The 26,073-nt window shown below is 45.9% G+C and carries 14 protein-coding genes; all 14 read right to left on the bottom strand.

The window, feature by feature from the left end; translation table 11 throughout:
• Nucleotides 1-170: 170 nt before the first annotated feature.
• The 14 genes from AKG39_RS18275 to AKG39_RS19870 all read right to left on the bottom strand — a co-directional run bounded on the left by AKG39_RS18275 (nucleotide 171) and on the right by AKG39_RS19870 (nucleotide 25,854).
• Nucleotides 171-1,544 (bottom strand): sensor histidine kinase, encoded by a 1,374-nt coding sequence (locus tag AKG39_RS18275; protein ID WP_050741847.1) that lies wholly within the window; start codon nucleotides 1,542-1,544, stop codon nucleotides 171-173.
• Entirely contained in the window at nucleotides 1,532-2,194 is a 663-nt protein-coding gene (locus AKG39_RS18270) for a response regulator transcription factor (RefSeq protein ID WP_050741846.1), read from the bottom strand. The genes AKG39_RS18275 and AKG39_RS18270 overlap by 13 nt, the downstream gene beginning before the upstream one ends.
• 9 nt (nucleotides 2,195-2,203) lie before the next feature.
• Nucleotides 2,204-2,950 (bottom strand): lantibiotic immunity ABC transporter MutG family permease subunit, encoded by a 747-nt coding sequence (locus AKG39_RS18265; protein ID WP_050741845.1) that lies wholly within the window; start codon nucleotides 2,948-2,950, stop codon nucleotides 2,204-2,206.
• Nucleotides 2,951-3,670 (bottom strand): lantibiotic immunity ABC transporter MutE/EpiE family permease subunit, encoded by a 720-nt coding sequence (locus AKG39_RS18260; protein ID WP_050741844.1) that lies wholly within the window; start codon nucleotides 3,668-3,670, stop codon nucleotides 2,951-2,953.
• A complete protein-coding gene (locus AKG39_RS18255) occupies nucleotides 3,670-4,374 on the bottom strand; it encodes a lantibiotic protection ABC transporter ATP-binding protein (protein WP_050741843.1) in 705 nt (234 codons plus the stop codon). Before AKG39_RS18255 ends, AKG39_RS18260 begins: the two co-directional genes overlap by 1 nt.
• A 139-nt stretch (nucleotides 4,375-4,513) precedes the next feature.
• Nucleotides 4,514-6,883 (bottom strand): ABC transporter permease, encoded by a 2,370-nt coding sequence (locus AKG39_RS18250; protein ID WP_050741842.1) that lies wholly within the window; start codon nucleotides 6,881-6,883, stop codon nucleotides 4,514-4,516.
• A 2-nt stretch (nucleotides 6,884-6,885) separates the two neighbouring features.
• Nucleotides 6,886-7,644, bottom strand: coding sequence for an ABC transporter ATP-binding protein (locus AKG39_RS18245; RefSeq protein WP_050741841.1), 759 nt, complete (start codon nucleotides 7,642-7,644; stop codon nucleotides 6,886-6,888).
• Nucleotides 7,645-7,790: 146 nt separating this feature from the next.
• A complete protein-coding gene (locus AKG39_RS18240; protein WP_050741840.1) occupies nucleotides 7,791-9,113 on the bottom strand; it encodes a HAMP domain-containing sensor histidine kinase in 1,323 nt (440 codons plus the stop codon).
• Nucleotides 9,110-9,850, bottom strand: a complete 741-nt coding sequence (locus AKG39_RS18235; RefSeq protein WP_050741839.1) for a response regulator transcription factor — start codon at nucleotides 9,848-9,850, stop codon at nucleotides 9,110-9,112. The genes AKG39_RS18240 and AKG39_RS18235 overlap by 4 nt, the downstream gene beginning before the upstream one ends.
• Before the next feature lie 161 nt (nucleotides 9,851-10,011).
• Nucleotides 10,012-12,156, bottom strand: a complete 2,145-nt coding sequence (locus tag AKG39_RS18230; RefSeq protein ID WP_050741838.1) for a M30 family zinc metallopeptidase — start codon at nucleotides 12,154-12,156, stop codon at nucleotides 10,012-10,014.
• Between the two features lie 19 nt (nucleotides 12,157-12,175).
• Nucleotides 12,176-13,864 (bottom strand): GH3 auxin-responsive promoter family protein, encoded by a 1,689-nt coding sequence (locus AKG39_RS18225; protein WP_050741837.1) that lies wholly within the window; start codon nucleotides 13,862-13,864, stop codon nucleotides 12,176-12,178.
• Entirely contained in the window at nucleotides 13,865-14,779 is a 915-nt protein-coding gene (locus AKG39_RS18220) for a cation efflux transmembrane domain-containing protein (protein ID WP_160316225.1), read from the bottom strand.
• 229 nt (nucleotides 14,780-15,008) lie between these two features.
• Nucleotides 15,009-16,394, bottom strand: a complete 1,386-nt coding sequence (locus tag AKG39_RS18215; protein ID WP_050741835.1) for a leucine-rich repeat protein — start codon at nucleotides 16,392-16,394, stop codon at nucleotides 15,009-15,011.
• Nucleotides 16,395-16,671: 277 nt separating this feature from the next.
• Nucleotides 16,672-25,854, bottom strand: a complete 9,183-nt coding sequence (locus tag AKG39_RS19870; protein WP_126981287.1) for a leucine-rich repeat protein — start codon at nucleotides 25,852-25,854, stop codon at nucleotides 16,672-16,674.
• Nucleotides 25,855-26,073 lie beyond the last annotated feature (219 nt).

Raw genomic sequence — 26,073 nt, 5'->3', positions numbered from 1 at the left:
ATCTTTAGAGTGATATTTATTGATTAATACCATTTAACTTGATTTTCTGATCATTTATCATAAAGGGATAACAACTAAAATTATACTCTTTTGAAAAATAAAAGTCAATTATTAAATAGTAAGTTTAGCGTAATATCAGGAATAATTTACGATCATATCAGTCAATTCATTTAGCTAAAAAGAGGCAGGAAAATGCCGACACTTCCTCCCTGTTCGGTATTCCCTAATTGACATCGACCCCCATGCTGTTCAATGATAGTATTGGCTATATATAAGCCCATTCCATGGTGTTTATGATTGGTTCGGCAAGTGTCCGACTTGAAAAACTGTTCTTTGCCAAAGTGCAGGGCCTGGATTGAAAAGCCTTTGCCACTGTCCATCACGGTGATCACCAGGGTATTCTTTGTTTTCAAAACTGTCACCGCCAGAGTCCCATGATTCGGTGTAAATTCAACCCCATTACCAATCACGTTCATTACCGCCCGGTGGAGCTTTTCACCATCGGCCTGAATAAATGCTTTTGCCAGATTCTCTTCCTGCCACACCAGCTCGATGTTTTTTTTAATCATCAATCCCCTCGTCTGTTCATGAATGGAATCCATCAGTTCCGGCACCGATACCTTATTGAAATTCAATCTCTGCGGTTCAGCCAGTTGTGAAAGTTCCACCAGTTGATTGATATACCCTTCCATTTGAATAGCATTCTCAAGGATGTATTTTTTGTAGCGCTCCTGTTCGTTATCCAGAGCCGTTTCACCCAGCAGCTCGGCATTCCCTTTGACAATGGTTAAAGGTGTTTTGATATCATGAGCGAGGGCTTCTATTTGATCCTGTTTTGTTTTTTCAATTTTCCATTGGGTAAGCAATGATACTTTTAAACCATCCCGCATGTTATAAAGACTGTCCAATACCTGGTTGATTTCTGTAATATCACTGTTTCCAAAATCAAAATCAAGATTCTGCCTGGCAATGTTTTGGGAAACTGACTGGAGAACTGTAATCTTTTTGCCTAAATAACTCCCGAAGTTCCAGGATAGAATAATGATCAGTAAGATGATTTCCAGCACAAATGACAGCAGCCAGAGCAGCTCAATGTTGGGGAACCACTGCCGCAGGACCGGATCGCTGAATTGCATGGAAATAGGATAGGTGATCAGCAAAACCCCATTGCTTCGTGGAATATCATAAAGGAATTGCCAACCAGTCAGTGAAGATGCTCCATTCTGATATTTTTCCCATATCGACTTCACTGTCTTCTGGGATAATGAGCCATACTGATAATTACCGTTTAAATCGAAAACCCCGAACGCCGCTACATCCGGAACCATTTCTGGTGTGACCGCAGGCGTACTACCTAACAATTCCCTATTCTCAGAAATGGCCGTCTCGGCATAATTTGCGGGCAGAATGGCATCGGTATTGGTAGCATAAATAAAGACTGTATAATTAATGGTCGCAATGACTAAACTAAACCCCACCATCAAACCCACGAACCGGATAAATATGAGCCGCAGGGTTTTCTCTTTTTTCATCAGTCTTCCCATTTATAACCCACTCCCCAAACGGTTTTAATGGGAGCTTCGTTTTCTAAAGCCAGCTTCCCGCGAATGTTTTTCACATGTTCCACAATCACGCTGTTGTCGCTCTCTCCAAAAACACCGAATACCGACTCGTAGATCTGCTCCTTTGAAAAAACCTGGCCATGATGAAGGGCCAGCATTTCCGCTATCTGATATTCACTTTTGGTCAGAGTCACCTGGACATCACCCACATAGCAGGTTTTGCCTGCCATAAAAAAACGACAGTTTCCCACCGTAAATCCATGGCTGCGTTTCCGTTCTTCCCGTCTGAGATGGGCATCGATGCGGGCTCTCAGTTCCTTGATCGCAAAAGGTTTGGCAATGTAGTCATCGGCTCCCAGGCCAAGGCCCTGGACAAGCCCCTCGGCTTCGGCTTTGGCCGTTAAAAACAGAATCGGGCAATCGACCTGGTTGCGGATCCTTTCACACAATTCGAAGCCATTAAGCCCCGGCATCATAATATCCAGGATAATCAGCTGATAATAGTCCAGGTTTTCATTTAAGACATTCATGGGATTGTTCATTTTTTTAACCTGATGACCGCTTTTGCCCAAAACATTGGCGACCAGATCGAGAATCCCCGGATCATCATCCACCACTAATATATTTGCCATTTTTTGCTCCTATTCTTCTGATTTATGACCATCCCAATTTTCAAACCACACCATCAGCATCAGAATGGAAAGCATGGTGACCCCAACACCCAGAATCACTCCCAAACCCATCAAAGGATCCGGGCTGATCACGTCATGGGATTGCTGCATCACCGTAAACCAGGTAAAGCGGATACTCCAGGAACAGGGGAAAAACGGCCATCGGCCATCCCCCATTCCGGTTCGGAAAAGGGCGGCGATTAATGCTTCGAAAATCCCGATGCCGATGGAAACCGCTTTTGAAAAGCGCAGGCTTAAAAATAAATGAAAGGCATACAGAAACAAACTGCATCCTATTAAAATAAAGGTTAACATCACATAGGTCAGCAACGGCAAAGATAGCGTCATATTCGCAAACCCCAGGTAAAAGCCCATCACCGCAATGATCGTGCTAAGTCCTCCCAGGGCAGCCAGCACCAGAAATTTGCTCATCAGCGCCGACCATTTCCGATTATAGCTCCCCAGTAGGTTCTGGTAATTGCCGGAAATGTATTCGTCTTCCGCCACCATGGATGTCATCACCGCAATCAGAATCGGAAATGCCATGCACATGGCGGTCATGTAGGTTTTTTGCTTCATGACCGTATCCCAGGGGCTCACCGAAAAATAACTCAAAAATACAATCAGTGCCAGTATCGGGGCCAACAGATGCACCCAGAGAATCGGTGTTGATTTTAACTTCATTATATCAGTAATCAGCAAGTTTTTAAACTTCATTTATTTTCCCTCTCTCCCTCGAAATAAAAGTGCGGTTAACCCGATAAGGGTTAAAAATAACACCAGGCACCCCAGCATCGGCATGATCAGGCCGTTATTACTCAGCAACGGGCTGCCTTCGGGAATCGGTATCCCGTTGGGTAAAATATGAAGAACGGGACACATTAAGGCAATTCCTACACCGTAAGGGGAAAACTGAAGAAGGGATGAGGTTTGGAAAGCTACCACGGAAATCATCACCATCAGAACATTAAACAGCGTGGCGGCAAACAGATTGAATCGATCCGCCAGAAACATGCAAACCGGCAGCTGAAAAAGTGACGTTAAAACTAAAATGATGCCGCCAGCCATATTCGCCTGGAAAGAAATAACCGGTGCATCCAGATAACCCATAATGACGATGCCAAACATAAAAATCAGGCTGGATACCAGCATCAGGATACTGAGATACAGAATCTTACCCAGCCAGAACAAGGCTTTGTCGTTGGGAAACAGAAAGAGGCCCTTATATCCCAAGGTTTTGTCGCGATTAATCACCATTGATGAAAGTATGGCAACAAGTCCCGGCAGAAACATAACATACCACCAATTATATGCGCCGTTTTGTCCGCCGCCTAAAAAATAACTTAAAACCAGCACCGCCACCGGTGTCATGATCACAAACTGATTCACCGTTGAGCCCCGGCTCTTTTGAAATTCGGACTTTATAATGGCCAGCATCAGCATGCACCTCGGTTTTTCCCAATGACATCCATAAAGATTTTTTCTAAATCCTCATCTTTTTTCACCTCGCCATGGTAGCCCACCACGCCATTGGCGATAATGGTCACCTCATCGGCTATCAAGGCCACCTCGGTTAAAATATGGCTGGACAGGATGACCGTCATCCCCTTTGATGGGAAGGAACGAATCAGCTCCCTTAACTCTTCAATCCCCAGAGGATCCAGGCCGTTGGTGGGTTCATCCAGAATCAGAAGTTTCGGGTTGTTGATGATGGCCATGCCAATGCCCAGCCGCTGTTTCATGCCCATGGAAAAATTCCGGACCTTCTTTTTGCCCGGATTTTCAAGACCGATAATGGCCAAAACTTCCTCGGCTCTTGACCTTGGCAGTTCATAAAGGGTACAGGCCAGCCCCAGGTTTTCCATGGCCGTCAGATTGGGATAAATCCCGGGGTTTTCAATTAAGGCTCCTATTTTGCTTAAATTCCGGCGTTCCCAGGCCGCTCCCTGAAAAAGGATATTCCCCTGGGTGGGTTTCAGCAGTCCGGTGATCATTTTCAACAGGGTCGACTTGCCGGCGCCATTGGGGCCCAGCAACCCGTAAATCGAGTTTTCTTTAACCCCGATGGACAGATCATTCACCACCTTTTGGGCTTTAAACTGTTTCGTCAAATGTCTTGTTTCTAAAATATAATTTTCCATTTCATGTCCTCCAATGATTTTCATAGGTTGATCTTACCAACCGAATATAAGGAAAGCATAAGGATCGACTTGAAAATTAAAAAAAGGACCGACCATGTTCCCATGACCGGACCCTTATCATTACTCCTTATTTAAAAGATTAATTGCCGCCTTCCTCGAACATCTTCCATGGGCTTATTTTCCTGATGCTGCCTGAAACTATGAGCAGGGTTCCCAGACCCAATAAGCTGATGCCAATGGTCGTCAATGCAATCAATCCGGGGGCGATAAAAAAGTCACAGTTTAAAATGCCATTGGGCGCAAGCATCACCGCCATCAGTGGATTTGATAAATAATAACCGGCAATGGCGCCAACCAGGGATGCTCCGATAATCACCGGCATCTCGCTGATTAAAATCTGGCAAATCAGTTGGTTGGAGGTAAATCCCAATGCTTTAGATACACCGAGCCGTATTTTTTCACCCAACAGCCTGACCCGAATGACCAGAAACATGATAAAGACAATGATCACGGCGATAATGGCCAAACATGCCGTTACCACAATTTTTACCGCGGATTCAAAGGAATCCAACATCAATTCGATGGACTCAAAATAGCTTGCGCACTGAATGTTTTGGCCGCTGTACAAATTATTTATGTGAGTGACAAATTCATCGGTATCCTGATTGTCATTAAGATAAATCATCAGATTTTTCGCTTCATAAGACGGCATTAATTTCTTCATGCCATTGGTTGTAATCGCCGCACCTTTTCCCAGCATGTTAAACTGCTGGATTACGCCTACCACTAAAAATTCTTTTGTGACCCCGGTATATTCAATGGAAACGGTGTCGGCTATTTTAGCCCCCATACTGTCCAATACAATGCTGGTAATAGCAATTTCATTGTCATTCACCGGCATCCGGCCCTTTACACAGGTATCGACTTTCAACCGTCTGTAATCGTCGGTTATTCGGGTAATGGCACGACTTTCATGGCCATTGTATGCAATGAACCCGTCAAAGGTATCCAATGCGATGGTGCTTTCCACCCCAGACATGTCAGCAATGTCATTTAGCAGCTGATCGTTATTTTCCTCAACCCGGAGCTGAACCTCAGCGGTTTCCAGCCCGATTAATTTAATCATGGCGCTCTTGTCAGCGGTAAAATTATAGTACATGGCAAAGGCAAATACGCACACTAGACTCAACAGCATGATGATGATGCCGGCAATGATATTCTGCTTTTTATTGAAAAAGAATGATTTCAGTCCCAATGCAGTGTTCAGTCCCAATCTGGTATTATCCAGAGGCACTCTGTTTTTATTAAAATGATGGGTTTCAATCCCATTTCGCAGCGCCGTTAACGGCGTTATTTTTTTGATTTTAACAGCACTGAAATACGAAATCCCTAAAACCGAAAGCATGATAATTCCCAGACTCAGCATCGCCGCCTGTGGATTGATCCCGGTCAGCCAGCGGAGTCCAATGGATGAGGACACCACATTGGAAATCGCCGGGGAGATCCCAAAGGCTGCGGCAACTCCGATGATATAACCGCCTCCGGTAATCAAAAGGTATTCCAGCAGAATGGCATTCAGAATCTGGGTGGTGGTGTACCCCATTGCTTCCAGAGTGCCGATGTTTTTAATGTTATTCTCAATGTGAGTTGTGGTTGAAAATTTTATGACAATAAAGGCAATTAACAGGATGATAATGGAGAACGCTACCAAAACAGCCATGATGATGTGAATGAATATGGACACTCCGGTTTTCATGGTTTCATAATTCAGGGTCGCATAGCTGCCGGTTCGTTCCGAGGTGACAGGCTTTATTTTTTCGGTATACTGACTTTCAAATTCCTCCGAGCCATTGAGATCGTCTGTGATCACGGCACTGTAGCTGCATTTAAAGCCGTATGCCGGTTGACTTAGGAGCTCACTGAATTGACTGTCCCCGACATACAGTTTATACATGCTGACATTGGAGGGACTGGCAAACATCAGGTCTTCATAAAAGCCGGCAATTACAAGATCTATGGATTTATCATCCACAATAAATTTTAAGTTGTCCCCGGTCTGATAGCCGTTGGCGACTTTTAACACATAGGGAACGACAACCCCATTTTCCGGCATGGCAGCGGCGGCATCAATGATCTCAACTTTGGAAATGCTCCGGTCGGTATCAAGATTTAATATAATTGAGGATATGGCATACGCTTCTTCATTGGTATTGACATTCTGAAATTTTGAAGACAGGGACATCAGTGCATCTTCCCGCTCCCGGTAGTCGAAGCCCGCAATGGATTCATAAATTTCATCGATGGAACTGTCGTAGCTCCCATCGGCAATGGAAATAAAATGGGCCCCATTTAATCCGATATTTTTATTTTCAATAAAGGTATCCAGATTTGAAAGCACGCTGATGCCAACATACAGAAAAATGGTAGCCATGGCAATCAAAATGATCAGGGTGGCGGTGGCGAGTTTCGCTTTCTTGATATTGTTTTTTGCAATCATAAAAATATTCATGGCTACCAGCCCATGCTTTCAAGAAACTCCCGCAATATCTGATGTCGCTCCGGGTCATCTTTCACGTATATCCCTAGGTTCAGTTCATCGATAATGACCCCATCTTTTAAATACAGAATGCGGTTAGCCCGCCTTGCTGTTTTGATATCATGAGTAACCATAATCACGCTTTGTCCCGCGGCGTTGACATCTGTCATCACATCCAGAACATTGATGGCATTGGTGGAATTCAGGGCGCCGGTGGGTTCGTCGGCAAAGACGATTTCCGGAGCGTTGATCAGAGCTCTGACAATGGCGACTCGCTGGGCTTCACCTCCGGATAGCTGGGACGGATATTTGTGATAGCATTCTGCGGTCAACCCAACTTTCAGCAGCATGTCTTTGGCTTTTACAGCAATTGCTTTTTTATCCCGGCTCACCAGCAGTCCACAGATGATGATGTTGTCCAGAACACTCATGGTTTCATTGAGATAAATCTGCTGAAAAACAAAGCCGCAGTGTTTTCGTCTAAAAATGGCCAGCTGATCATTGGAATAGCCCGAGATTTCCTGACCTTTAAAGGTGATGGTGCCCAGGGTCGGCTTATCCATGCCCGACAGGGCATAGAGCAGGGTCGACTTGCCGGATCCCGAGCTGCCCATAATGACAGTAAAATCCCCGGCTTTGATATCAATGGTCAGATTTTTTAAAACATGCTGCATGATGCTACCGTTTGAATAGGTTTTGCTGAGCAATTCAGCTTTCAGAATTGTATTTTTCATTTTGTTTCTCCTCGAATGATTAATTGATCCATTCATTAGTTTAACGATAAGGACCATGGTCGGCGTTGCGCTTTCCATGGTCCTATTATATATGAATCCTTCTTAACAGATCTTTTTCCAACTCTTATTAAATCCTTAGCTGTTTCTTAACAATGCTGTTTCGGAGTGCCGGCAAGCTTAATATGCAGCTCCGCCACAAAGCCATTGTTGTTGTGGCAGTCAAGACGGCCTGCCATGGCTTCCATAAACTGCCGGGCGAGGTAAAGGCCAAGCCCGGAGCCTGGGGTGTTTTGAATTGTTTCGCCGGATCCCCGAAAGAACTTTTCGCACAAAAGGGGACCTTCGTCGGTTTCAAATCCGGGGCCGTAATCCCTGATTGTTATGGCCAGAAATTTTTCGGACTGATCGATGCAAAACCTGACATCGATGAAGGTGTCCGCATACTTACAGGAATTGCTGATGACATTGTCAATGACCTGACTGAGCCGTAAGGGATCGCAGCGGATCAGGCATTCAGGTATGGCGTTTTGAAAACGGATTTTCCCGTAATGATTGATATCCCCAAACATCCGGGTGATGATGGTGCTGGGTTGTTCGCTCACCGTGACTTTCAGCATTTCCAGTTCTTCCAGGGTTGCCTGAAAGAGGTTGCTGATGAGCGCATCGATGGTATCAGCCCTAGTATTGATGACCGCAATTTTTTCAATGCTTTCTTTGATGGCCGTATTCCCGGCACTGGTTTGAGTGGTTATCGTCTGACCCAGCTTGGCCTGGAGTAATTCACAGATGGCCTTAATGGTAGCCACCGGTGTTTTGATGTCATGGGAAAGCTCGGCCACCAGTTCCTTTTTGCTGATGTTGGCCAGGTATTCGCCCTGGCGGGCCTTTTTGAGTTCTTCCCGCATCAGGTCAAAGCTCTCGGTAAAGGCCCCGAAATAATTGCCCCGGTCCATTGGCAGCCTGAACTCCAGATCCCCATCGGCGATTTTTCCGGCAAACTGCTGCATCACCGCAAAGGGCCTTAATACCCACACATAGACCATTCCCAGAGTAACATAGACCAGGGCCAGAATGCCCAGCACCAACAGCGTCAGCAGGGCCAGCAGTTTTTCCTTAATTTCGTTTTCCGGGTTGACAAAGAGGACTTTGCCCCGGCTGGCGGCCCCGTCGGAAAGGCCGGGAACCGTGAGATCCACCATGGTCTGGCGGTTTTTAATGGCCTCAAATACCGCGGCGTTGTAGTTTTCATCGGTTTCAAAAACCAGGTTATAGGACAAGCCGTCCATTGCGCCAGTTCGGGCCAGCCCCTCGCTCTCAGCAGTCAGCTGTTTTTCAATGGTCTTAACCGTATTGTTAACCTGAATCACATCAATGGCGCCCAGACCGGTCTGGCTGATATAGGCAAACCCCAATCCGTAAATGGCCAGCAGCACCGCCGTAAAGCCGATGATCAGTCCCTTTATTTTCATAACTCACCACTGGTTTCCCAGGTGTCCGGGGTTTCAAATATGTACCCGGTGCCCCAAATGGTTTTGATAAACTTCGGTTTGTTGGGATTGTCTTCGATTTTCTCCCGGACTTTGCGAATGTGCACATTCAGGGTGCCGTCGCTGAAAAAGGCATCCCCCCAGATATTGGCAAAAAGCTCATCCTTAGTGATGACCCGGTTGCTGTTTTCAAAAAGGTATTGAAACAGCTTGAATTCCTTTGTTTTGAAACCGGCGTCCCTTCCATTGACAAAGACCTTCATGGCATCGGCATCAATTCTCAGATTCCCGCAGCGGTTGTGATCCTCAATCATAGCACCCGGATCAGCAGCATTTCCCCCGCTCACCGCAAACCGGTCACAGCGTTTGATGATCGCTCTGACCTTGGCCAGCAATACACTCAGAGCATAGGGTTTCTTGATGTAATCATCCCCGCCGATGTTCAGGGCGATGAGCACATCATCATCACTTTGCCGGGCACTGATAAAGAGAATCGGCACCTCGGTTATTTTACGGAGTTCCTTACATAGAGCAAAGCCGCTGTCATTGCCTAGATTGATATCCAGCAAAATAAGTTTGACCCCATTGTTTTTGATAAAATCAATGCAGCCCTGGGAATCAGTGATATAGGCCGCTGTCACCCCAAACATTTCAAAATATTCACTGGTCGCCTTTGCCAGCTCAACCTCATCATCCACGATTAAACAGTCAACGTTCATAGGTCCTCCAATCCGGTTTTTCAATCCACAATAATTATTTTTCACAACGCCGCTTCAGCTGAAAGCTGCTTTTCCAAAAATGCGATGCCATTGCACAGGATTTCGCTTTTCAATTTGGGGAGCTGTATTCTTCGGGCAACCGTTAAGCCCTTTCATTTCCTTTACCAGAAGATACCCAGGCAACTCACATCGGTACCCTGATCCACCGGTACTGTAAATGGTGCATCAATGGCCGTCACAATGGCACCGCCTCCGGCTAAATTGGTCGTGCCGCCGATATACAGTGGGGTTGAAATCCCATTAAAGGCCTCTTCACCATTAAAACCAAATGATCCCGTATCGGCCTTAAGAACCATTGCCGCTCTGTAATTGGTTAAAAATTCGCCAAAGGTCAGCTGGGGATCAATATATTTCTGAATGACACTCTCAACCGCTGCGTTGCCATTTCCAGGGTCCGTAATGATTTCATTAAACACCTTCACCCCGTTTCCGCTGCCCAGAGCTTCATCCACCTGGGTCCGGAGATATTGTCCAAAGAAATAGGAAAGGGCATAATTTAAATTGTCCGCGCTAGTGTTCCAATCAAGCAGGGATTTCCCATTACGAATGGCGTCCGATTTATTATAACTTGATAGTCTCATCGTGTGAACGTCTTTACAATCCTGGCCAGCTGATTCCGCCAAAACCTGATACATATACCCGGCTGCCTCGGACAAGGCTTCATCCAGCCAGGTATCCATATATCCGGATTTTTCTTCGATTTCATTGCGATTGAAATTCACCATATGCTGGAATTCATGAGCCAGTCCCACAAAGATTTGGGACACATTCGGATTGTTTACATCGTTTCCCATGGTTGGATAGGTATCCATGCAGAAAATTTCCATGCGGTTCGAATCCGCTCCATCATATAAGTCCTCTGGACTGAAATATCCATTGCAATATGCGTCACCGGGAATAGCATAATTGTCTTGAATATCAAAGCACAGGATGGCAATCTTACCATCGGCGTTGACATCCGATTCAGTATAAAAATTTTCAGTGATTAATGGATAGATGCTATCATCAAAGGCTTCGCCGATTAAGCAGGCATCGTCATCGGTGATGAACATGGTCGGGTTATCCGCATCAACCCAGACTTGCCCATGAGTGCCATTATAGGCCAGTCTGGCATGGGTTTGATCCATATTGCCGGTTATGAAACTATAGGTATAAAAGTCTTTGGTGCTGTTCAGTTCATAGACTTCACTGGTTTTAAGAAGAGACCCATTACTGGGATCAATGGGTCGCTGACCCGCCGAGGGTTCAAAAGGAAGTATTGCATCGAAGCCGTATGAAGCCAGATCTAATTCTGACGTTTCCATCACGTCAGCACCCGAACTCAAAGTGCCGGTTGACTGGGTGTTTTCAATATCGGTAGACTCATTACTGATTAAAAGCTGGTTTCCCAGCAAAACATTGCCCTGATCATCCACACTGGCAATGGCGGTGGCCGCTTCGGTAAGTGGGCTGTCTACATCACCGGCGGTGGCTTTGACCTTGTAATAATAGCGCTTTCCGTCTTCCAGATTGGGTACCACATAGGTGACTGCGGCTATTCCCGCTGCCACTTCGGTATAGTCCCCATCACTACTTGTTGCTGACTGATAGATAGTGTAGCTGTCGGCCCCATTAACCCCTTTCCAGGTCAGGGAAATGGCATGACTGGCAGCTTTTGCGTTCAAACCTTCCGGTGCTAAACCGTTTTTAACCAGTCTGATTTCAATGGCCTCGAGCCGGAGACTCTGACCTTCGGTTCCGGCACTCTCCCCATTGGCAGTCCAGGTGGTGTCCCAGCCTTGATTCTGAACGTGAGTCCGGTATTGTACCGCATAACCCGGCATCGCCACCAGTCGAATCTGAATAGCTTCCAGCCGCAGGCTCTGGCCCTCGGTTCCGGCTCGATTGCCGTCACTCGTCCAGGAACTTTCCCAGCCGTTGTTCTGGACATGGGTGCGGTATTCAATCTTAGCCCCGGTTGGCAGATTTGCCCCGGTGAGATTAATCTCAATGGCCTCCAGGCGCAGACACTGACCTTCTGTTCCGGCGCTACTGCCATTGGCTGCCCAGTTGTTTTCCCAACCGTTGTTCTGAACATGGGTGCGATAGGTGACCCCCAGATCCTGGGTGGCACTGGTTCCCAAAATGTCATTCGATGTTTCTGAATCCACGGTCTGTCTTTCCACGCCGGCAGCAAAAACACCGGGTGAAAAGACCATCAAAGTCAGGATAAAAACGATTACAATCAAGGAGTAAAATTTTTTCATGTGATTTTTTCCTTCTTATCTAAAATAAATTTTTGCAATTGCTGTGAAAAAAATCAGCAAGTTCAGGTTTGACAATGATATGCGCCGGCTTAATTTGATTGCTGGTCCCGGCTTTTTTATTCAGCATATCAAAATAGCGGCTGTAGGTCCCAGTTTTCAGATAACAGAGTGTCAGTCTTCCCATCTGCTTTGTGTCGATATAAAAGGCGATGGTGCTGTTGGCAAAGTTGAGTTTATCTTCCAGCATATGACGGTATTTGTTTTCCTGTGCCTTTGTGGCTGGAAGCATCGGGGTTTCAATGAAAATAACATAGCAGGGCGGTTCGGTTTCCTTATCAACCCAGACGCCGTAATCGATGATATCCATGCCGGTTCCCTGGGACAGTTCCTTGACCGCATAGCTGAAATGTTCCTCTGTGGTTTTTTCGCCCACAATGTTGGCGCTTTTATCTTTCCGGCCGGCAAAATTAATGATCGGCAGTTCATTCATAAAGCCTTTGATTAAAACCATGTCCCCCATTCGGTAACGATAGAGCCCCGAAAGATTGGTGACCACAAGTTCATAGTTCTCGCCCACAGTCAGCTGATCCATGGTTAGCGGTTCACCGCCATCCTCGGGAATAAATTCATAAAAGGCACCATCCTGTACTAACGGAAAATCACCGCTGTTCATTTTGTCGGCAACGGCAATGCCACACTCCGAAGCGCCGTACCCGAAATAGGAAAACGGAAGATCTCCCACATATTTTTTAAGCTTATCCAGATAAAAGGCAAAACTGCCGGTGAAGATGGCGGTTGTAAATGAATAACGGGGCCAAATTTGCGGCAATACCGGAGTATCAAACCCTTTTTTGAAGATGGCCCGCAATTCCGCAGCACGTTTTGGATTTGGTTTAAGATAAGGCCTTAATTCCCTGCGATTCGCCTCGGATAGCTGCACCCCGGCGCTGATGATCCCCTTTTCGATATCATCGCATAACAGCTCCCAATACTCTTCGAGGTACCGCATGTGTTCATAGACAACAATGCCGTAAATGGCATTGATATAGGTGACATCTCTTTTTTCAATTGAAAAACGCATTTTCAGATATTTCATATCCATATTTTTGATATCCGACGGGAATATCACCGGCAGCGGTGTCGCACTGATCAAACGCAGAAACGGTTTGATTTTTTTAAGCGGGGTCTCAGTGATGCAGCCCAACTCCGCCCCATTGGAAAGTCTATCCGCGGAATATTCCTGCATGAACAAAACCGAGCCAGTCGATAATTTTTGGGAACGTTGTTTAAAGTATTCCCAATCAATGGCAAACGGCGTGAATATCGTATATTTTGTCATTTCCAGGGCTGCTTTTCGGGTAACCGGAATCCGTTTGGGGTTTCCGGTACTCCCGGAACTGTCCGCATAAAAATCAACCGCCGCAGCGGTTATCAGGTTCGTTTCGCCGTCAAGCATCCGTTTGATGTATCCATCATAGTCGCTGTAATCCGACAGGGGAACCCTTCTTCTGAAGTCATCATAGGAATGGATCTCGGCAAAATGATATTTTTTTCCGTATGCGGTGTTTCTGTTTTTGTGCAGAAGCCGCAGGAGTTTCCGATGGCTGCGCTTGTTGGCATTTTTCGAATTTTTTCTTAACTCCAGCATAATACAACGTCCGATCAAGGTCATGATCTCATACATCAGGTATTTCATTGGTTCTTTCATCTAATCCCCCTGTTTGACTGTGTCAGCCGAATCACCGATCAAAATACAGTTGATGACCGCATCGGGAATCAGTTTCCTGATGTCGCCTTCGATTGTTGCATTTCTCTGCAATATCTCTCTGGCGGTCAAAGCATCATCATAGCCGATGAATAAATCAATGAAGGTGGTACTGGCCGATACCCGGGTATGATAGGTCTCGAAAAGTTCATACAGTTCGAAATTCACAGCCAGGACTTTTAAAATTTTCTGGGCCACCTTTTCATCGGTACATTTGTCCAGCAGTGAATTGACACTGGTTTTAATGGGCTCCAGACTGACATAAAAGCAATACCCAATAATCACCAGACAGATAATGTACTGAAACCGGTAAATGCCCATGCTATCCGGGAACAGGGTGACCAGAGCCATTGCCCCAAGGGTTACCGCCAGCTGCAGACCCTCATTGAAACAATCCACAATCTGAGACTTAACGATGCCATTGTCACTGCGGCTTTTCTTTTTCAGAATGATAATAACCGCGGCATCATAGAGGACAACCGCTGATGAATAGGCAAACGCCAGAAAACCAAAGGAAATATCCATATCCACATGGATAAAGTCGTTCACCGCCAGCACTGCCAGGATGATCAGGTTCACATCCTGGATAATGAATCCCGCAAAGGTGCTGATGGCCTCGAATTTTCCCAGGCCATATTCATAGGCATAGGATTTATTGTCCGCCTGTTTTTTTAAGACCAGGGCATACATGCCGAAGGTCACCGTGGAACCAAAGTTGGCCACAACCTGAATCAGAAACAACAGTGAACCCGTTGAAAAATAGAGATAGGTCATAAATCCCAGTGCCAACACACCGGTTATCAGGAAATTCATTAAGGTTATTCTGAACAGTGCTCGGTAGTCATTTTTTTCGCTCATCATTATGCCCTTCTGCGTTATTTATAAATTCTATTACTTCATCTATTTTGAAGCAAACTCATTTTATAAGTGCAAACCGTTTTCTGTTGTTTGTATATCTCTTAAATGCCTTAATCTGTTGTCTTTTTTAGATGGATCCATAAAAAAAACCACCGGACAGCCTAAAACCGCCGATGGGATCAGTCGTTTGGTATTTCATCAGAAGCATTATATGCCAATGCTGATCGTCTTAATCACACTGTTTGCCCTTGGCCTTTATGTATAATCCCAACCCCAGCAATCCCATTATTGCGCTGATGGGTACCCCAAGGGAGCTATTGGTACCTGTTTTGGGATTATTTGTTGAGGCCGTCAGTACTTTCTCAGTGCCAGTTTGGACCGGCGGAATGACCTCATAGGCTGCGGTCACCTCAACAACACCCGCCGGCATGATAAAGGTTGTACTTGCAGCTTTCGGATCGGCAAGGATGACGTCGCCGCTTTCAACCGTCCACATCGTCAAACGCTGTCCTGTTTCAGGAGTGTTAGCTTCGATTGCAACACTTGAGCCGACTTCATAATCACCGCTTCCGGTGCCGCCGTTTACCGTAACAGCATAGGTTAATGGCATGTCAACCGCTAACACCCAGCCATACCAGTAACCCTCCCGGGCATCACCATCGTTAACGGCATTGTATTTATCCACAGCCGCCTGGGTGTTGCCGCCAGCAATGGTCAGGGTGGTACACGGACACAGTGCAAACCCGTTGATGCCAACAGTCGGTGGCGCTGCTCCCACTGTGAGGTTGGCAAAGGCCGGGCATTCATTAAATGCTTCCGCTCCAATTGCAGTTATACTTGGCATTGTCACCGTGGTCAAGGCCGTGCAGCCGGCAAAGGCCGATTCTCCGATTGACATTGCCCTGGGCAGGTTCACCGTGATTAAAGCTTTGCAGCTGGCAAATGCGGCATACCCGATTGCCGTTGCCGCGGGCATTTCGACTGTGGTTAAGGCTCTGCCTCTATTAAATGCCATATCGCCAATTGAGGTAACCACAGGCATTTTTACCGAGATTAAAGCCACACAAGTATCAAATGCACCTTCGCCGATTGATGTTGCAGCCGGCATTTCAGCCGTTGCTAATTTTTCACAGTGAGCAAATGCTCCGACGGCGATAGTTTCTGCTGCCGCTATGTTGATATGAATTAAAGCATCGTCAAAAGCAAAGGCACTCTCGTCGATTGAGGTTACCGCTGGCATTTCGACACTGGCTAAAGCTGTGCAGAAATTAAACGCCCCGAAGCCAATTGAGGTAACCTTTGGTATATTAACCGTTGTTAAAGCGTTGCAATTATTAAATCTCCAGTCACCGATAGACGTGACATCTTCGGCGGCAAACAGCACTGTGACAGTATTTCTAAACGTCGTTTTATCGATTGCAACACCGTCTGTTTTGGTATTGTCGGCATTGGTTTCATAGACGATACCGTCACTTCTTAAAACAGCGAAGACATCTTCTGCTGCCTGTACCGGAATTGTCATTTGAGGCAACAGCCCTATCGACAATACCAGGGCTAAGACTAAGGACCACATTTTCTTTCCCTTTGTTTTACTGATTGTTTTTTTAGTTTCCATGTCTTTTCCTCCTGAATTTCTTCCCTATGTTGCAAAGCACCATTTTAAAGCAGATTATTCTACGCTAATACTATCACATAAACAGACGCGGTAACAGTACTCAACATAAATAACCGCTTTGCCGTCATATTTTTCATAATCAATGCATTTTTTGGTAAACTAAAGAAAACAAAAGCGATATAAAAGCGAGACGACTCCAGTTCCGCAGAACCCGAATCGTCTCGCTTTGTTTTAGTGCCTCACCAATAAATTAAGTGTCCCTGTTCCGTATCGGCACTCAGTCATTTGTTTTAACCAGTCTGATTTCAATGGCCTCCAGCCGCAGACTCTGACCTTCGGTTCCGGCGCTGTCGCCGTCGGCGGACCAGGCAGTTTCCCAGCCTTGATTCTGAACGTGAACTCGGTACTGCACCGAATACCCCGGCATATCCACCAGCCGGATCTGGATGGCTTCCAGGCGGAGGCACTGTCCCTCTGTTCCGGCGGGCTGACCATCTCTTGTCCAGTCCGTTTCCCAGCCAGTATTCTGCACATGGGTTAAGTATTCAATGTGTGCCACGGCTGGCAGATTTTCCCCGGTAAGATTAATCTCAATGGCTTCCAGGCGCAGGCTCTGGCCCTCGGTTCCGGATCGATTGCCATCCGATGTCCAGGCGGTTTCCCAGCCGTTGTTCTGGATGTGCGTCCGATAGGTTACGCCATCAGGTAACGTGATTTCGTTTTCGGTCCATTGGGCATACAGGGTTGTCGTTGCTGCGGCAGTAAAGTCTGCCCCGTCGGCATAAGCTGTGCCAGTGCCGTCTTGTTTGGTGTTCCAGCCGGCGAAGCCGAAACCGGTGCGTTCAAATGTGTTTTTAATAAGGGCCTGTTTCGTTGATTCGGCGAAGACCTGTTCCTTCATGATACCGGTACCACCGTTTTCGTTATAAGTTAGGGTATATGTTTGGACCGGGCTTGGTCCTGGGCCAGGATCAGGAACAGCTTCAGCATACGCAACGGCGTAGGTGGAGAATTTTTTGGCGCTCAGTTTAATGGTTGCGCCGTCGTCAATCAGCTCAATTTTCTCGCCCTGTGCATTAGGAATTTTGGTAATCGCCTCGACAGCCGAACCATGGTAGCGATAAATCGTATAATCTGTTTTGCCTTGCAGGGAAGCATCAAGTGGGATCAATACCTCAATCAGAGAAGGCAGCTCGGGAAGTGAGTCTGGCGCGGCCGAACCGATTGTTTTAAATACGGAAAAATCAATAAACATCCCCACGGTTCTTCCAGTTGCTGCTGCAGCGGCGGTTATATTGCCAACATTTGGCGCCGTTTCGTCTTCTGCTTCCGCAGTAAACTTGATCTCAACCAAATCGCCTGCTGCTGCTAAAACTTTATCTGCATCGGTAAACTGCTGTTCAAGATTTCCGACAACAATCGCCGGCGTATTTTCTTTCACCACGACCTCACTGTTCATCTTTTCGTCAGGAAGGATGATGGCACTTGAAAAGCCGGGATCGGCATTATTAATATTTACAAGGGTTGTCACCACAACACCATTCTTACTGACCACCAGATTATAGTTGCCGTTGGGCACGTTATTAATGGTAAAACCCCCGTCTACATCAGTTGTGATGCTTACGCCGATCTGAGCGTTGCCCTGCATCAGCTTAACAACCGCACCAGACAACGGTTGGTCTGCGCTGTCCGCAACCGTTCCCGACACCGTGAACGTGTTTTTGTTGTCGGTCCACTGAGCATACAGGACGACACTTTCTGTTACGGATGCACTGAATTGTGCACTGTCGGCGTAGGCGGTGCCGCTGCCGTCGGCACTGGTGTTCCAGTTTTTAAAGCTGTAACCAACACGTGTGAATGTGTTGACACTCAGGTTTTGTGGACTGCCGGCGCTGATCTGCTGTGAAGCCGTGGTGCCTGCGCCGCTGTTGGCATCAAAGCTGATGCTGGTTACCGGAATGGCCTCATAATTGGCAGTGACTTCGACTGTCTTCCCCGGCATGGTAAAGGTCGTTTCTGCGTCCGTGGCTTTAGCAAGCACAACGTCGCCTTTTTGAATCGTCCATTCCTTGAAGCGCTGTCCGTCTTCCGGTGCGGTCGCTCTAATGGTGACCGTTGTGCCGATACGATAGTCGCCACTTGCTGTCGCCTCGTTTACGGTTCCCTTGTTTACCGTTAGTGGATAGGATAACGCCCAGCCATACCAATAACCATTGGGAGTACTGGTATCCGCTGCCTCGTATGCGGCTATAGCCGCAGGCGTTTTGCCGACAATGGTGAGATTGGTGGGTTTGCATGCTTTAAACGAATCTTTGCCAACCGTTGGTGGGGTTGCCCCCACGGTGAGGTTACTCAATAGCGGACATTGAGAAAATGCTTCCATACCGATTGCTGTTACCGTTGGCACTTCCACCGTGGTTAAGGCTCCGCAACCAGCAAATGCGGCAGTACCGATTGAGGTTACCTTCGGTATTTCCACCGTGGTTAAGGCTTTATCATTTATAAATAACTGGTCGTTAATTGAGGTGATCAAGGGCATTTTTACCGTTGTTAAAACCCTGCAGTTAGCAAATGCAGCGATTCCAATTGAGGTTGCCGCCGGCATCTCAGCTGTTTCCATTTTTTCACAGTTAGCAAAGGCGCCGGCGTTGATTGTTTCTACCGCTGCCATATTGATATGAACCAATGCGTCATCCATCGAAAATGCCCCCTCGTCGATTAAGGTTACCGCTGGCACTTCGACGCTGGTTAACGCCTGGCAGCCATTGAAAGCCTCTTCCCCGATTGCAGTAACCTTTGGCATCGTAACGGTGGTTAAAACCTCACAATTACAAAATGCCGAATCTTCAATTGATTTGACATCATCTGCCGCAAACAGATGTGTCACGGTTGTTTGAACAGTCGCTTTATCGATTACCACGCCGTCTGTTTTGGTATTGTCCACATTTGTAGTATAGACTCTGCCGTCATGTCCTAAAACACCGTAGCCTGGTTCTGCCGGCGTGTTTTCGGTCCACTGGGCATACAGGGTTGTCGTTGCTGTGACGTTTGATGCGCTGAATGCTGCACCGTCTGCGTAGGCGGTGCCCGTGCCAACGGCACTGGTGTTCCAGTCTTTAAAACTGTAGCCGGCCCGGCTGAATGCGTTTTTAGTAAGGTTCTGCGGACTGCCTTCGCTGATCTGCTGTGATGCCGTGGTACCCGTGCCGCTGTTGGCATCATAGCTGATGCTGGTTATCGGAATGACCTCATAATTGGCAGTCACTGCGACGGCGTTGGCCGGCATGGTGAAGGTCGTGGTTGCCGCGGCGGCATTATTAAGAGTAACGCCTTCGCCTGCAACCGTCCATGTTGTGAAGCGCTGTCCGGCTGCCGGTGCGGCCGCTGTAATGGTGACCGTTGCGCCTTCGCCGTAATTACCGGTTCCGGTGCCGCTGTTGACCGTCAGGGTTTGATAAAGGACAATCGCCCCCAGTTGGATGTCTGCGTCATTGACCGTCACTGGCGTTGTGACCGTGAAGCCATCTTTACTGACCACCAGGCTGTAACCGCCTTTTGGCACTTGAACAGAACTAAAGCTTCCGTCTGCACCGGTTGTGACGGCGGCGCCGATGGTGGTGTCGCCCTTCTTAAGCTCAATCTTCGCACCGGACAGCTTGTCGCCGTTGCCGTTTACGACGGTTGCCGATACCTTGTAGGTGTTTTCGGTCCATTGGGCATACAGGGTTGTCGTTGCTGTGACGTTTGATGCGCTGAATGCTGCACCGTCTGCGTAGGCGGCGCCCGTGCCAGCGGCACTGGTGTTCCAGTCTTTAAAACTGTAGCCGGCCCGGCTGAATGCGTTTTTAGTAAGAGCCTGTGGACTACCTTCGCTGATCTGCTGTGATGCCGTGGTACCCGCGCCGCCGTTGGCATCATAGCTGATGCTGGTCACTGGAATGACCTCATACTCAGCTGTTACCGTAACAGCATTTCCTGGCATAGTAAATGTTGTTATTGCATCCGTTGCCAACACAATCCCATTTTGAGTCCATGATTTAAATCGTTGTCCTGTTGTTGGTGGGGTTCCCGCGGTGATCGTCACTTCAGTGCCTTCAGCGAAGTGACCGCCTCCGGTTCCGCCCGTTACAAGAAGATCGTAAGCGTTGGCTTTGAGTGGCCAACCGTACCAGGAATTGTCAGAAGTACCACTAATATTTTTGTATTCCGTTATTGCTGCCAATGTATTACCACCGACAATGCTCAGATTAGTACAAGGACAATTAAAAAACGCAATGTCCACACCCAAAACTGTTGGTAGCTCAACATGTGGCGGTGTGGTGCTCACGATAATATTTGCAAAAGATTCGCAATCAGCAAACGCACCAACTTTAATCTCGGTTGCTTTTGGCATATTGACACTTTCTAAACTACTGCACAAGCTAAAGACACCCGTCGAAATTGTCGTAACCTCCGATAAATCAACCGAGGTTAAGCCCGTACATGAACAGAAAGCAAAAGCATCAATTGTTATTACTTTTGATAAGTCAATTGTCGTTAAACCGCTACATTTAAAAAATGCGTGATCACCGATAGATGTTACTTTTGACAAATCAATCGTCGTTAAATTGATACACTCAGCAAACGCCGACGGTCCAATTGCGATCGATGTTGCCTGTGATAAATCAACTGTGGTTAGGTTGATACACTTATAAAATGCACTATTATCAATTGCTGTTACATCAGATGATACGAATAAATGTGTCACCAATGTGTTTCCCATTTCTTCTCCATCTGTTTTAGTGTTATTTAGATTGGTGGCATAAACCTTATTATCATCCCTTAAAACACCGTAACCGGGTTCAGCAAGTAAAGACCACTGCGCGTATAAAACGATATTTACGGATGTCGTAAAGGTATCGCCATCAACATAATGTGTACCCGAACCATCAGCACTGGTATTCCAACCGGTAAAAGTGTAACCGGTGCGCGTAAATACGTTTGTGTTTATGGTTTGCGAAGGATTACTAACCTGTTGTTGTGGCATAGTTCCGACGCCCTCGTTAGCATTAAAATCAATGGTGATTATCGGTATGGCTTCATATTCAGCCGTTACCGTAACTGCATTACCGGGCATAACAAACGTCGTTGTTGCATCTGTTGCTTTTGCCAGTGTGACCCCATTTTGAGACCATGATTTGAAGCGTTGTCCATTTGGTGCTGTTCCCGCTGTAATCGTTACGTCGGTTCCTTGAGCGAAGTTACCGCCTCCGGTTCCGCCATTTACAGTCAGAGCATAAACATCAATCTTAAGTTGCCAGTCATACCAATAATTCTCACGGACATCGCCGTCATCAACGGCGTTGTAATCACCGATTGCTTTAATGGTGTTTCCACCATCTATTTTAAGATTCGTTTTGTTTGAACAATCTTTGAACACTTCAACCCCGACGGTTGGTGGGGTTGCGCCGACGGTTAAGTCTGTCAAAGCCGTACATTCCTCAAACGCACACGTTTCAAGTTCGGTTACTTTTGGTATACTGACCGTTTTTAAAGCCGTGCATTGGGAAAATAGTGACTCGGGAAGTGTTGTTATGAGTGGGAGTTCAACATTTTCTAAGCTTGTGCATAAACCAAACGCTGCAAAACCAACGGTTGTTACCGCTGAAAGATCAACCGTTTTTAATTTTGCACAAAGAGCAAACGCTAACTCATTAATAGTCGTTACCTTTGATAAATCAATTGTTGTTAAATTCGAGCACTCATAAAATGCACCCTTTGGTATCGAAGTCAACTTCGGAATGTTGACCGTTGTCAAACCAGAACAATTACCAAATGAACCCGTTCCAATTTCAGTCGCATTTTGCAGATCAACCGTTGTTAATAACTCGCAACCTTCAAAAGAACTTTCACCAACGCTTGTTACATTCTTTAAATCAATAGTCGTCAGACCGGTACAGCCATGAAAGGCGTCCTTTTTAATTATTAATGAAGCAACCTTTGAAAGATCAACCGTTACTAAATTAGTACAATTCTGAAAAACCACTTCATCAATTATTGTTACACCCGCATCGACAAACAAATGTTTCACTGAATTTCTATTAATTACTTGACCATCGGTTTTGGTATTATCCGAGTTGCTCAAATAAATCTTACCGTCATTTTTTAAAACACCATAGTCGTAAACCCATTGAGCATATAATGTAGTATTAGCCGATGCCGTAAAGAATGCATCATCAGCATAAGCGGTTCCTGACCCATCCGCACGTGTGTTCCAACCAGCAAACAAACAATCGACACCTGTAAACGCATTATGCGTAAGATTCTTTGTCTCAACGTCATTAAATATTTGAGCGAACATACGACCAGAACCGCCGTTTGCATTAAATGTTACCGTATATTGAGTAAACGCTTCAAAACCGGCACTAACAGATGTATACCGTCCCGGCATAACAAAGGTTGTTGTTGTGGCCTTCGCATCAGCAAACACCACGTCGTCATCACCAATACCACGATCCTGCATCGTCCCCCAATTTACAAAACGTTGTCCCTCGGGAGGTGTATTAGCTGTAACCGAAATCGTTGTTCCGGTCGGATATAATCCGGTATCAGAGGGACTATTTACCGTTCCATCAGTTACGCTAAGCGTATGTGGTAACGCCCAACCATACCAATAACCAACCCGTTCATCAGTCGGGTTAGCTATCGCATATGAAACGTCATATGCACTAACGACCGATTTGATTTCCGCGGTGGTCGTGACCCCAATAAATGAAATATTTGTTTTCGGACAACCTTGAAATGCATCTTCGCCAACCGTTGGTGGCGAAATAACAATAGCAAGATTAGCTAAAACAGGGCAATTATAAAATGCACCCACGCCTATTGATGTTATTGCCGGTAATCTAACCGATGTCAAACCATTCATAAAACCAAAGGCATAGTCAGAGAGTGTCGTAACCGACGGTAGATCCACCGTTATTAGGTCATTACATTTATTAAAAGCGTATTTGCCGATTGTTGTTGCAACCGGTAGATTGATAGATTTTAACCCACCGCAATTAAAAAATGCATAGTCGCCTACTTCCATTACCGCAGGCAAATCAACCGTAGTCAAACCCACACAATTAACAAAGACCTCTGTACCAATCGTTATCACTTTTGGTACTGTTATTGTACTTAACTTTTTACAACCAGAAAACGCTTTTTCACCGAGGGTTAGAGCCTCTGATAAATCAACAGTTGTTAAATTACTACAATCCATAAATACATATGCATTTACAGTCGTTACTTTTGGTAGCGACACTGTGGTTAAACCCGCGCAATCTCGAAAGGCTTCATAACCTAGTGATGTTACAACGGGAAAGTTTATTGTTGCTAAGTTAACGCAACCAGAAAAAGCACTCTCACCAATCGAGGTTACACTGGGGGCATTTACTTCAATCAAATTAAGACGATTAGCAAATAATACTGGAGCAATTGCTGTAACACCATCGGCAACATACAGATGCGTTACATCGGCGATATTCATTTCAACACCATCAGTTTTAGTGTTCGTCACATCAGTTGTATAAACTTTGTTACCGCTTCGCAATACGCCGTAACCAGGTTCTGCTGCCGGCGAAGGCGTATTTTCGGTCCACTGAGCATACAACGTCGTATTTGCCGTTGCCGTAAATGATGCACCATCAGCATACGATGTACCTGTACCATCAGCCGAAGTATTCCAATTGTTAAAAGCAAAACCGGCTCGGATAAACGTATTTGTCGTAAGTGGTTGTGCCGTTGCGGGTGCAAAACTCTGTGGTGACATAGATCCGGCACCATCATTTGCGTTATAACTCAGGGCATATGTTTGACCGACTAACTGCCAGCCGTACCAGAAACCCGGTGACCCGTTGGCATCAGCCGTTTCATATAAAGCTATCGCATCCGAAGTATTGCCACCAGCGATATTAAGCGATGTTCGTGGACACTTATCAAATACGTCAGGCATTACGCTTGGTGGTGTTGCTCCCAAAGTAATGTTATTAAGATTGACGCATTCGGCAAACGCCCAAAAACCGAGTGTCGTTACTTCAGGTGCATTAATCGTTGTTAACTTAGTACACCCATAAAATGCCTGGTCCCCGATTGATGTTACATGTGGCATATTTACTTCAATTAACGTTGGACAACTAAAAAACGATAACATACGAATGTTTGTTACATCATTAGCGACAAAAAGATGCGTCACTATATTCCTATCAATTATGCCTCCATCTTTTTTGGTATTATCAGCATTGGTAGCATAAACTTTGTTATCAACCCTTAAAACGCCGTAACCAGGTGTTGCCGGCACACTGGCTGTCCATTGGGCATAAAGCGTAGTATTTGCCGTTGCCGTAAAAGAAACGCCATCAGCATAAGATGTCCCCTGACCATCAACTGCTGTATTCCATCCAGTAAAACTATAACCGACTCGGGTAAACGCGTTTGGCGTCAAATTTTGAGGGGTGCCGGCGCTGATTACTTGTGACGTCGTAGCATCAACACCATTATTTTCATTAAACGTAACCGTGAAAGTAGCTACTGGATCAGCCACATACCAAGCGGTTACTTCGGCATCCTTACCGGGCATAACAAAAGTCGTAGTTACCTTATTTTTATCAACTAACTCAAAACCAGGACCTTTATTATCAATCGTCCAGTCAATAAAAGACATTCCATCTTCCGCGGGATTCGCCGTAACGGAAACAGTAGTACCGATGCGATAATCACCACTGGTGATTCCATTATTTACCGTAAGATGATAAGGTAATGCCCAATCGTACCAATAACCCTGAGTACCGAAAGCATCCGCTGATTCATAGTCAGACACACTATTCTCAGCAACCGTAAGATTTGTGCGAGGAGCTGCACCAAACGCACAGGCGTCAACCGTTGGCGGTGTCGCACCCAATGTTAGATTCGCAAAATTATTACAGTTATCAAACGCATAATCACCAATGGTTGTTAACTTCGGTGAATTTACACTCGCTAAAGCCTCACAACCAGAAAACCCATAGGCACCAATAAATAAAACCTCCGGCAAGTCAACACTGCTTAGCGAACCACAACCCTGAAATGAATTATTACCAATAGATATAACGTTGGGTTGAAACACAGATGTTAATTTGGAACAATTCGAAAAAGCTGAATCACCAATTGTCGTTACAGAAGGCATACTCACCGTAGTTAATTTCGGACAATATTGAAAAGCATTTTGTTCAATTGATGATACGCCATTGTCCACATACAAATGTGTCAATTCATTCCTATCAATCTCGTCGCCCGGTAGTTCCGTATTTCCTTCATTAGTTGCATAAACAAGACTGTCACTTTTTAATACGCCGTAAACGTTATCCGCAGCCTGCACCGGTATCGGCGGAAACAAACCCACCACCATAATCGTCACCAACATCAGGGACAAAATCCTCTGCCCCATTGTTTTACTAAACATTTTTTTAATCTCCAAATTATCTCCTTCTGATTTTTGTCATTTTATTCTGAATTTCTCACTTCATTGCAACGTTTTTGAAAAATGGCGCTATTTTAAGGCGATATTGATTAATCTGCCGCACTTTTGAAAGCAATTTTTGACACAGAGATAATCTTATCAAAAAAACAGGCCAGATAACCGTGCTCGACATAAATAACCGTTTTGCCGACATATTTAACA

Origin of the sequence: Acetobacterium bakii, assembly GCF_001263355.1 — a bacterium.
GTDB classification, from domain to species: domain Bacteria; phylum Bacillota; class Clostridia; order Eubacteriales; family Eubacteriaceae; genus Acetobacterium; species Acetobacterium bakii.
This window is presented reverse-complemented; position numbering and strand designations above follow the sequence as displayed.

Coding starts and splice junctions, on each gene's coding strand:
- AKG39_RS18225 (WP_050741837.1), bottom strand. CDS start 13,864: ATGAAAGAACCAATGAAATACCTGATGTATGAGATCATGACCTTGATC.
- AKG39_RS18240 (WP_050741840.1), bottom strand. CDS start 9,113: ATGAAAATAAAGGGACTGATCATCGGCTTTACGGCGGTGCTGCTGGCC.
- AKG39_RS18270 (WP_050741846.1), bottom strand. CDS start 2,194: ATGGCAAATATATTAGTGGTGGATGATGATCCGGGGATTCTCGATCTG.
- AKG39_RS18235 (WP_050741839.1), bottom strand. CDS start 9,850: ATGAACGTTGACTGTTTAATCGTGGATGATGAGGTTGAGCTGGCAAAG.
- AKG39_RS19870 (WP_126981287.1), bottom strand. CDS start 25,854: ATGTTTAGTAAAACAATGGGGCAGAGGATTTTGTCCCTGATGTTGGTG.
- AKG39_RS18255 (WP_050741843.1), bottom strand. CDS start 4,374: ATGGAAAATTATATTTTAGAAACAAGACATTTGACGAAACAGTTTAAA.
- AKG39_RS18215 (WP_050741835.1), bottom strand. CDS start 16,394: ATGGAAACTAAAAAAACAATCAGTAAAACAAAGGGAAAGAAAATGTGG.
- AKG39_RS18250 (WP_050741842.1), bottom strand. CDS start 6,883: ATGAATATTTTTATGATTGCAAAAAACAATATCAAGAAAGCGAAACTC.
- AKG39_RS18230 (WP_050741838.1), bottom strand. CDS start 12,156: ATGAAAAAATTTTACTCCTTGATTGTAATCGTTTTTATCCTGACTTTG.
- AKG39_RS18220 (WP_160316225.1), bottom strand. CDS start 14,779: ATGAGCGAAAAAAATGACTACCGAGCACTGTTCAGAATAACCTTAATG.
- AKG39_RS18245 (WP_050741841.1), bottom strand. CDS start 7,644: ATGAAAAATACAATTCTGAAAGCTGAATTGCTCAGCAAAACCTATTCA.
- AKG39_RS18260 (WP_050741844.1), bottom strand. CDS start 3,670: ATGCTGGCCATTATAAAGTCCGAATTTCAAAAGAGCCGGGGCTCAACG.
- AKG39_RS18275 (WP_050741847.1), bottom strand. CDS start 1,544: ATGGGAAGACTGATGAAAAAAGAGAAAACCCTGCGGCTCATATTTATC.
- AKG39_RS18265 (WP_050741845.1), bottom strand. CDS start 2,950: ATGAAGTTTAAAAACTTGCTGATTACTGATATAATGAAGTTAAAATCA.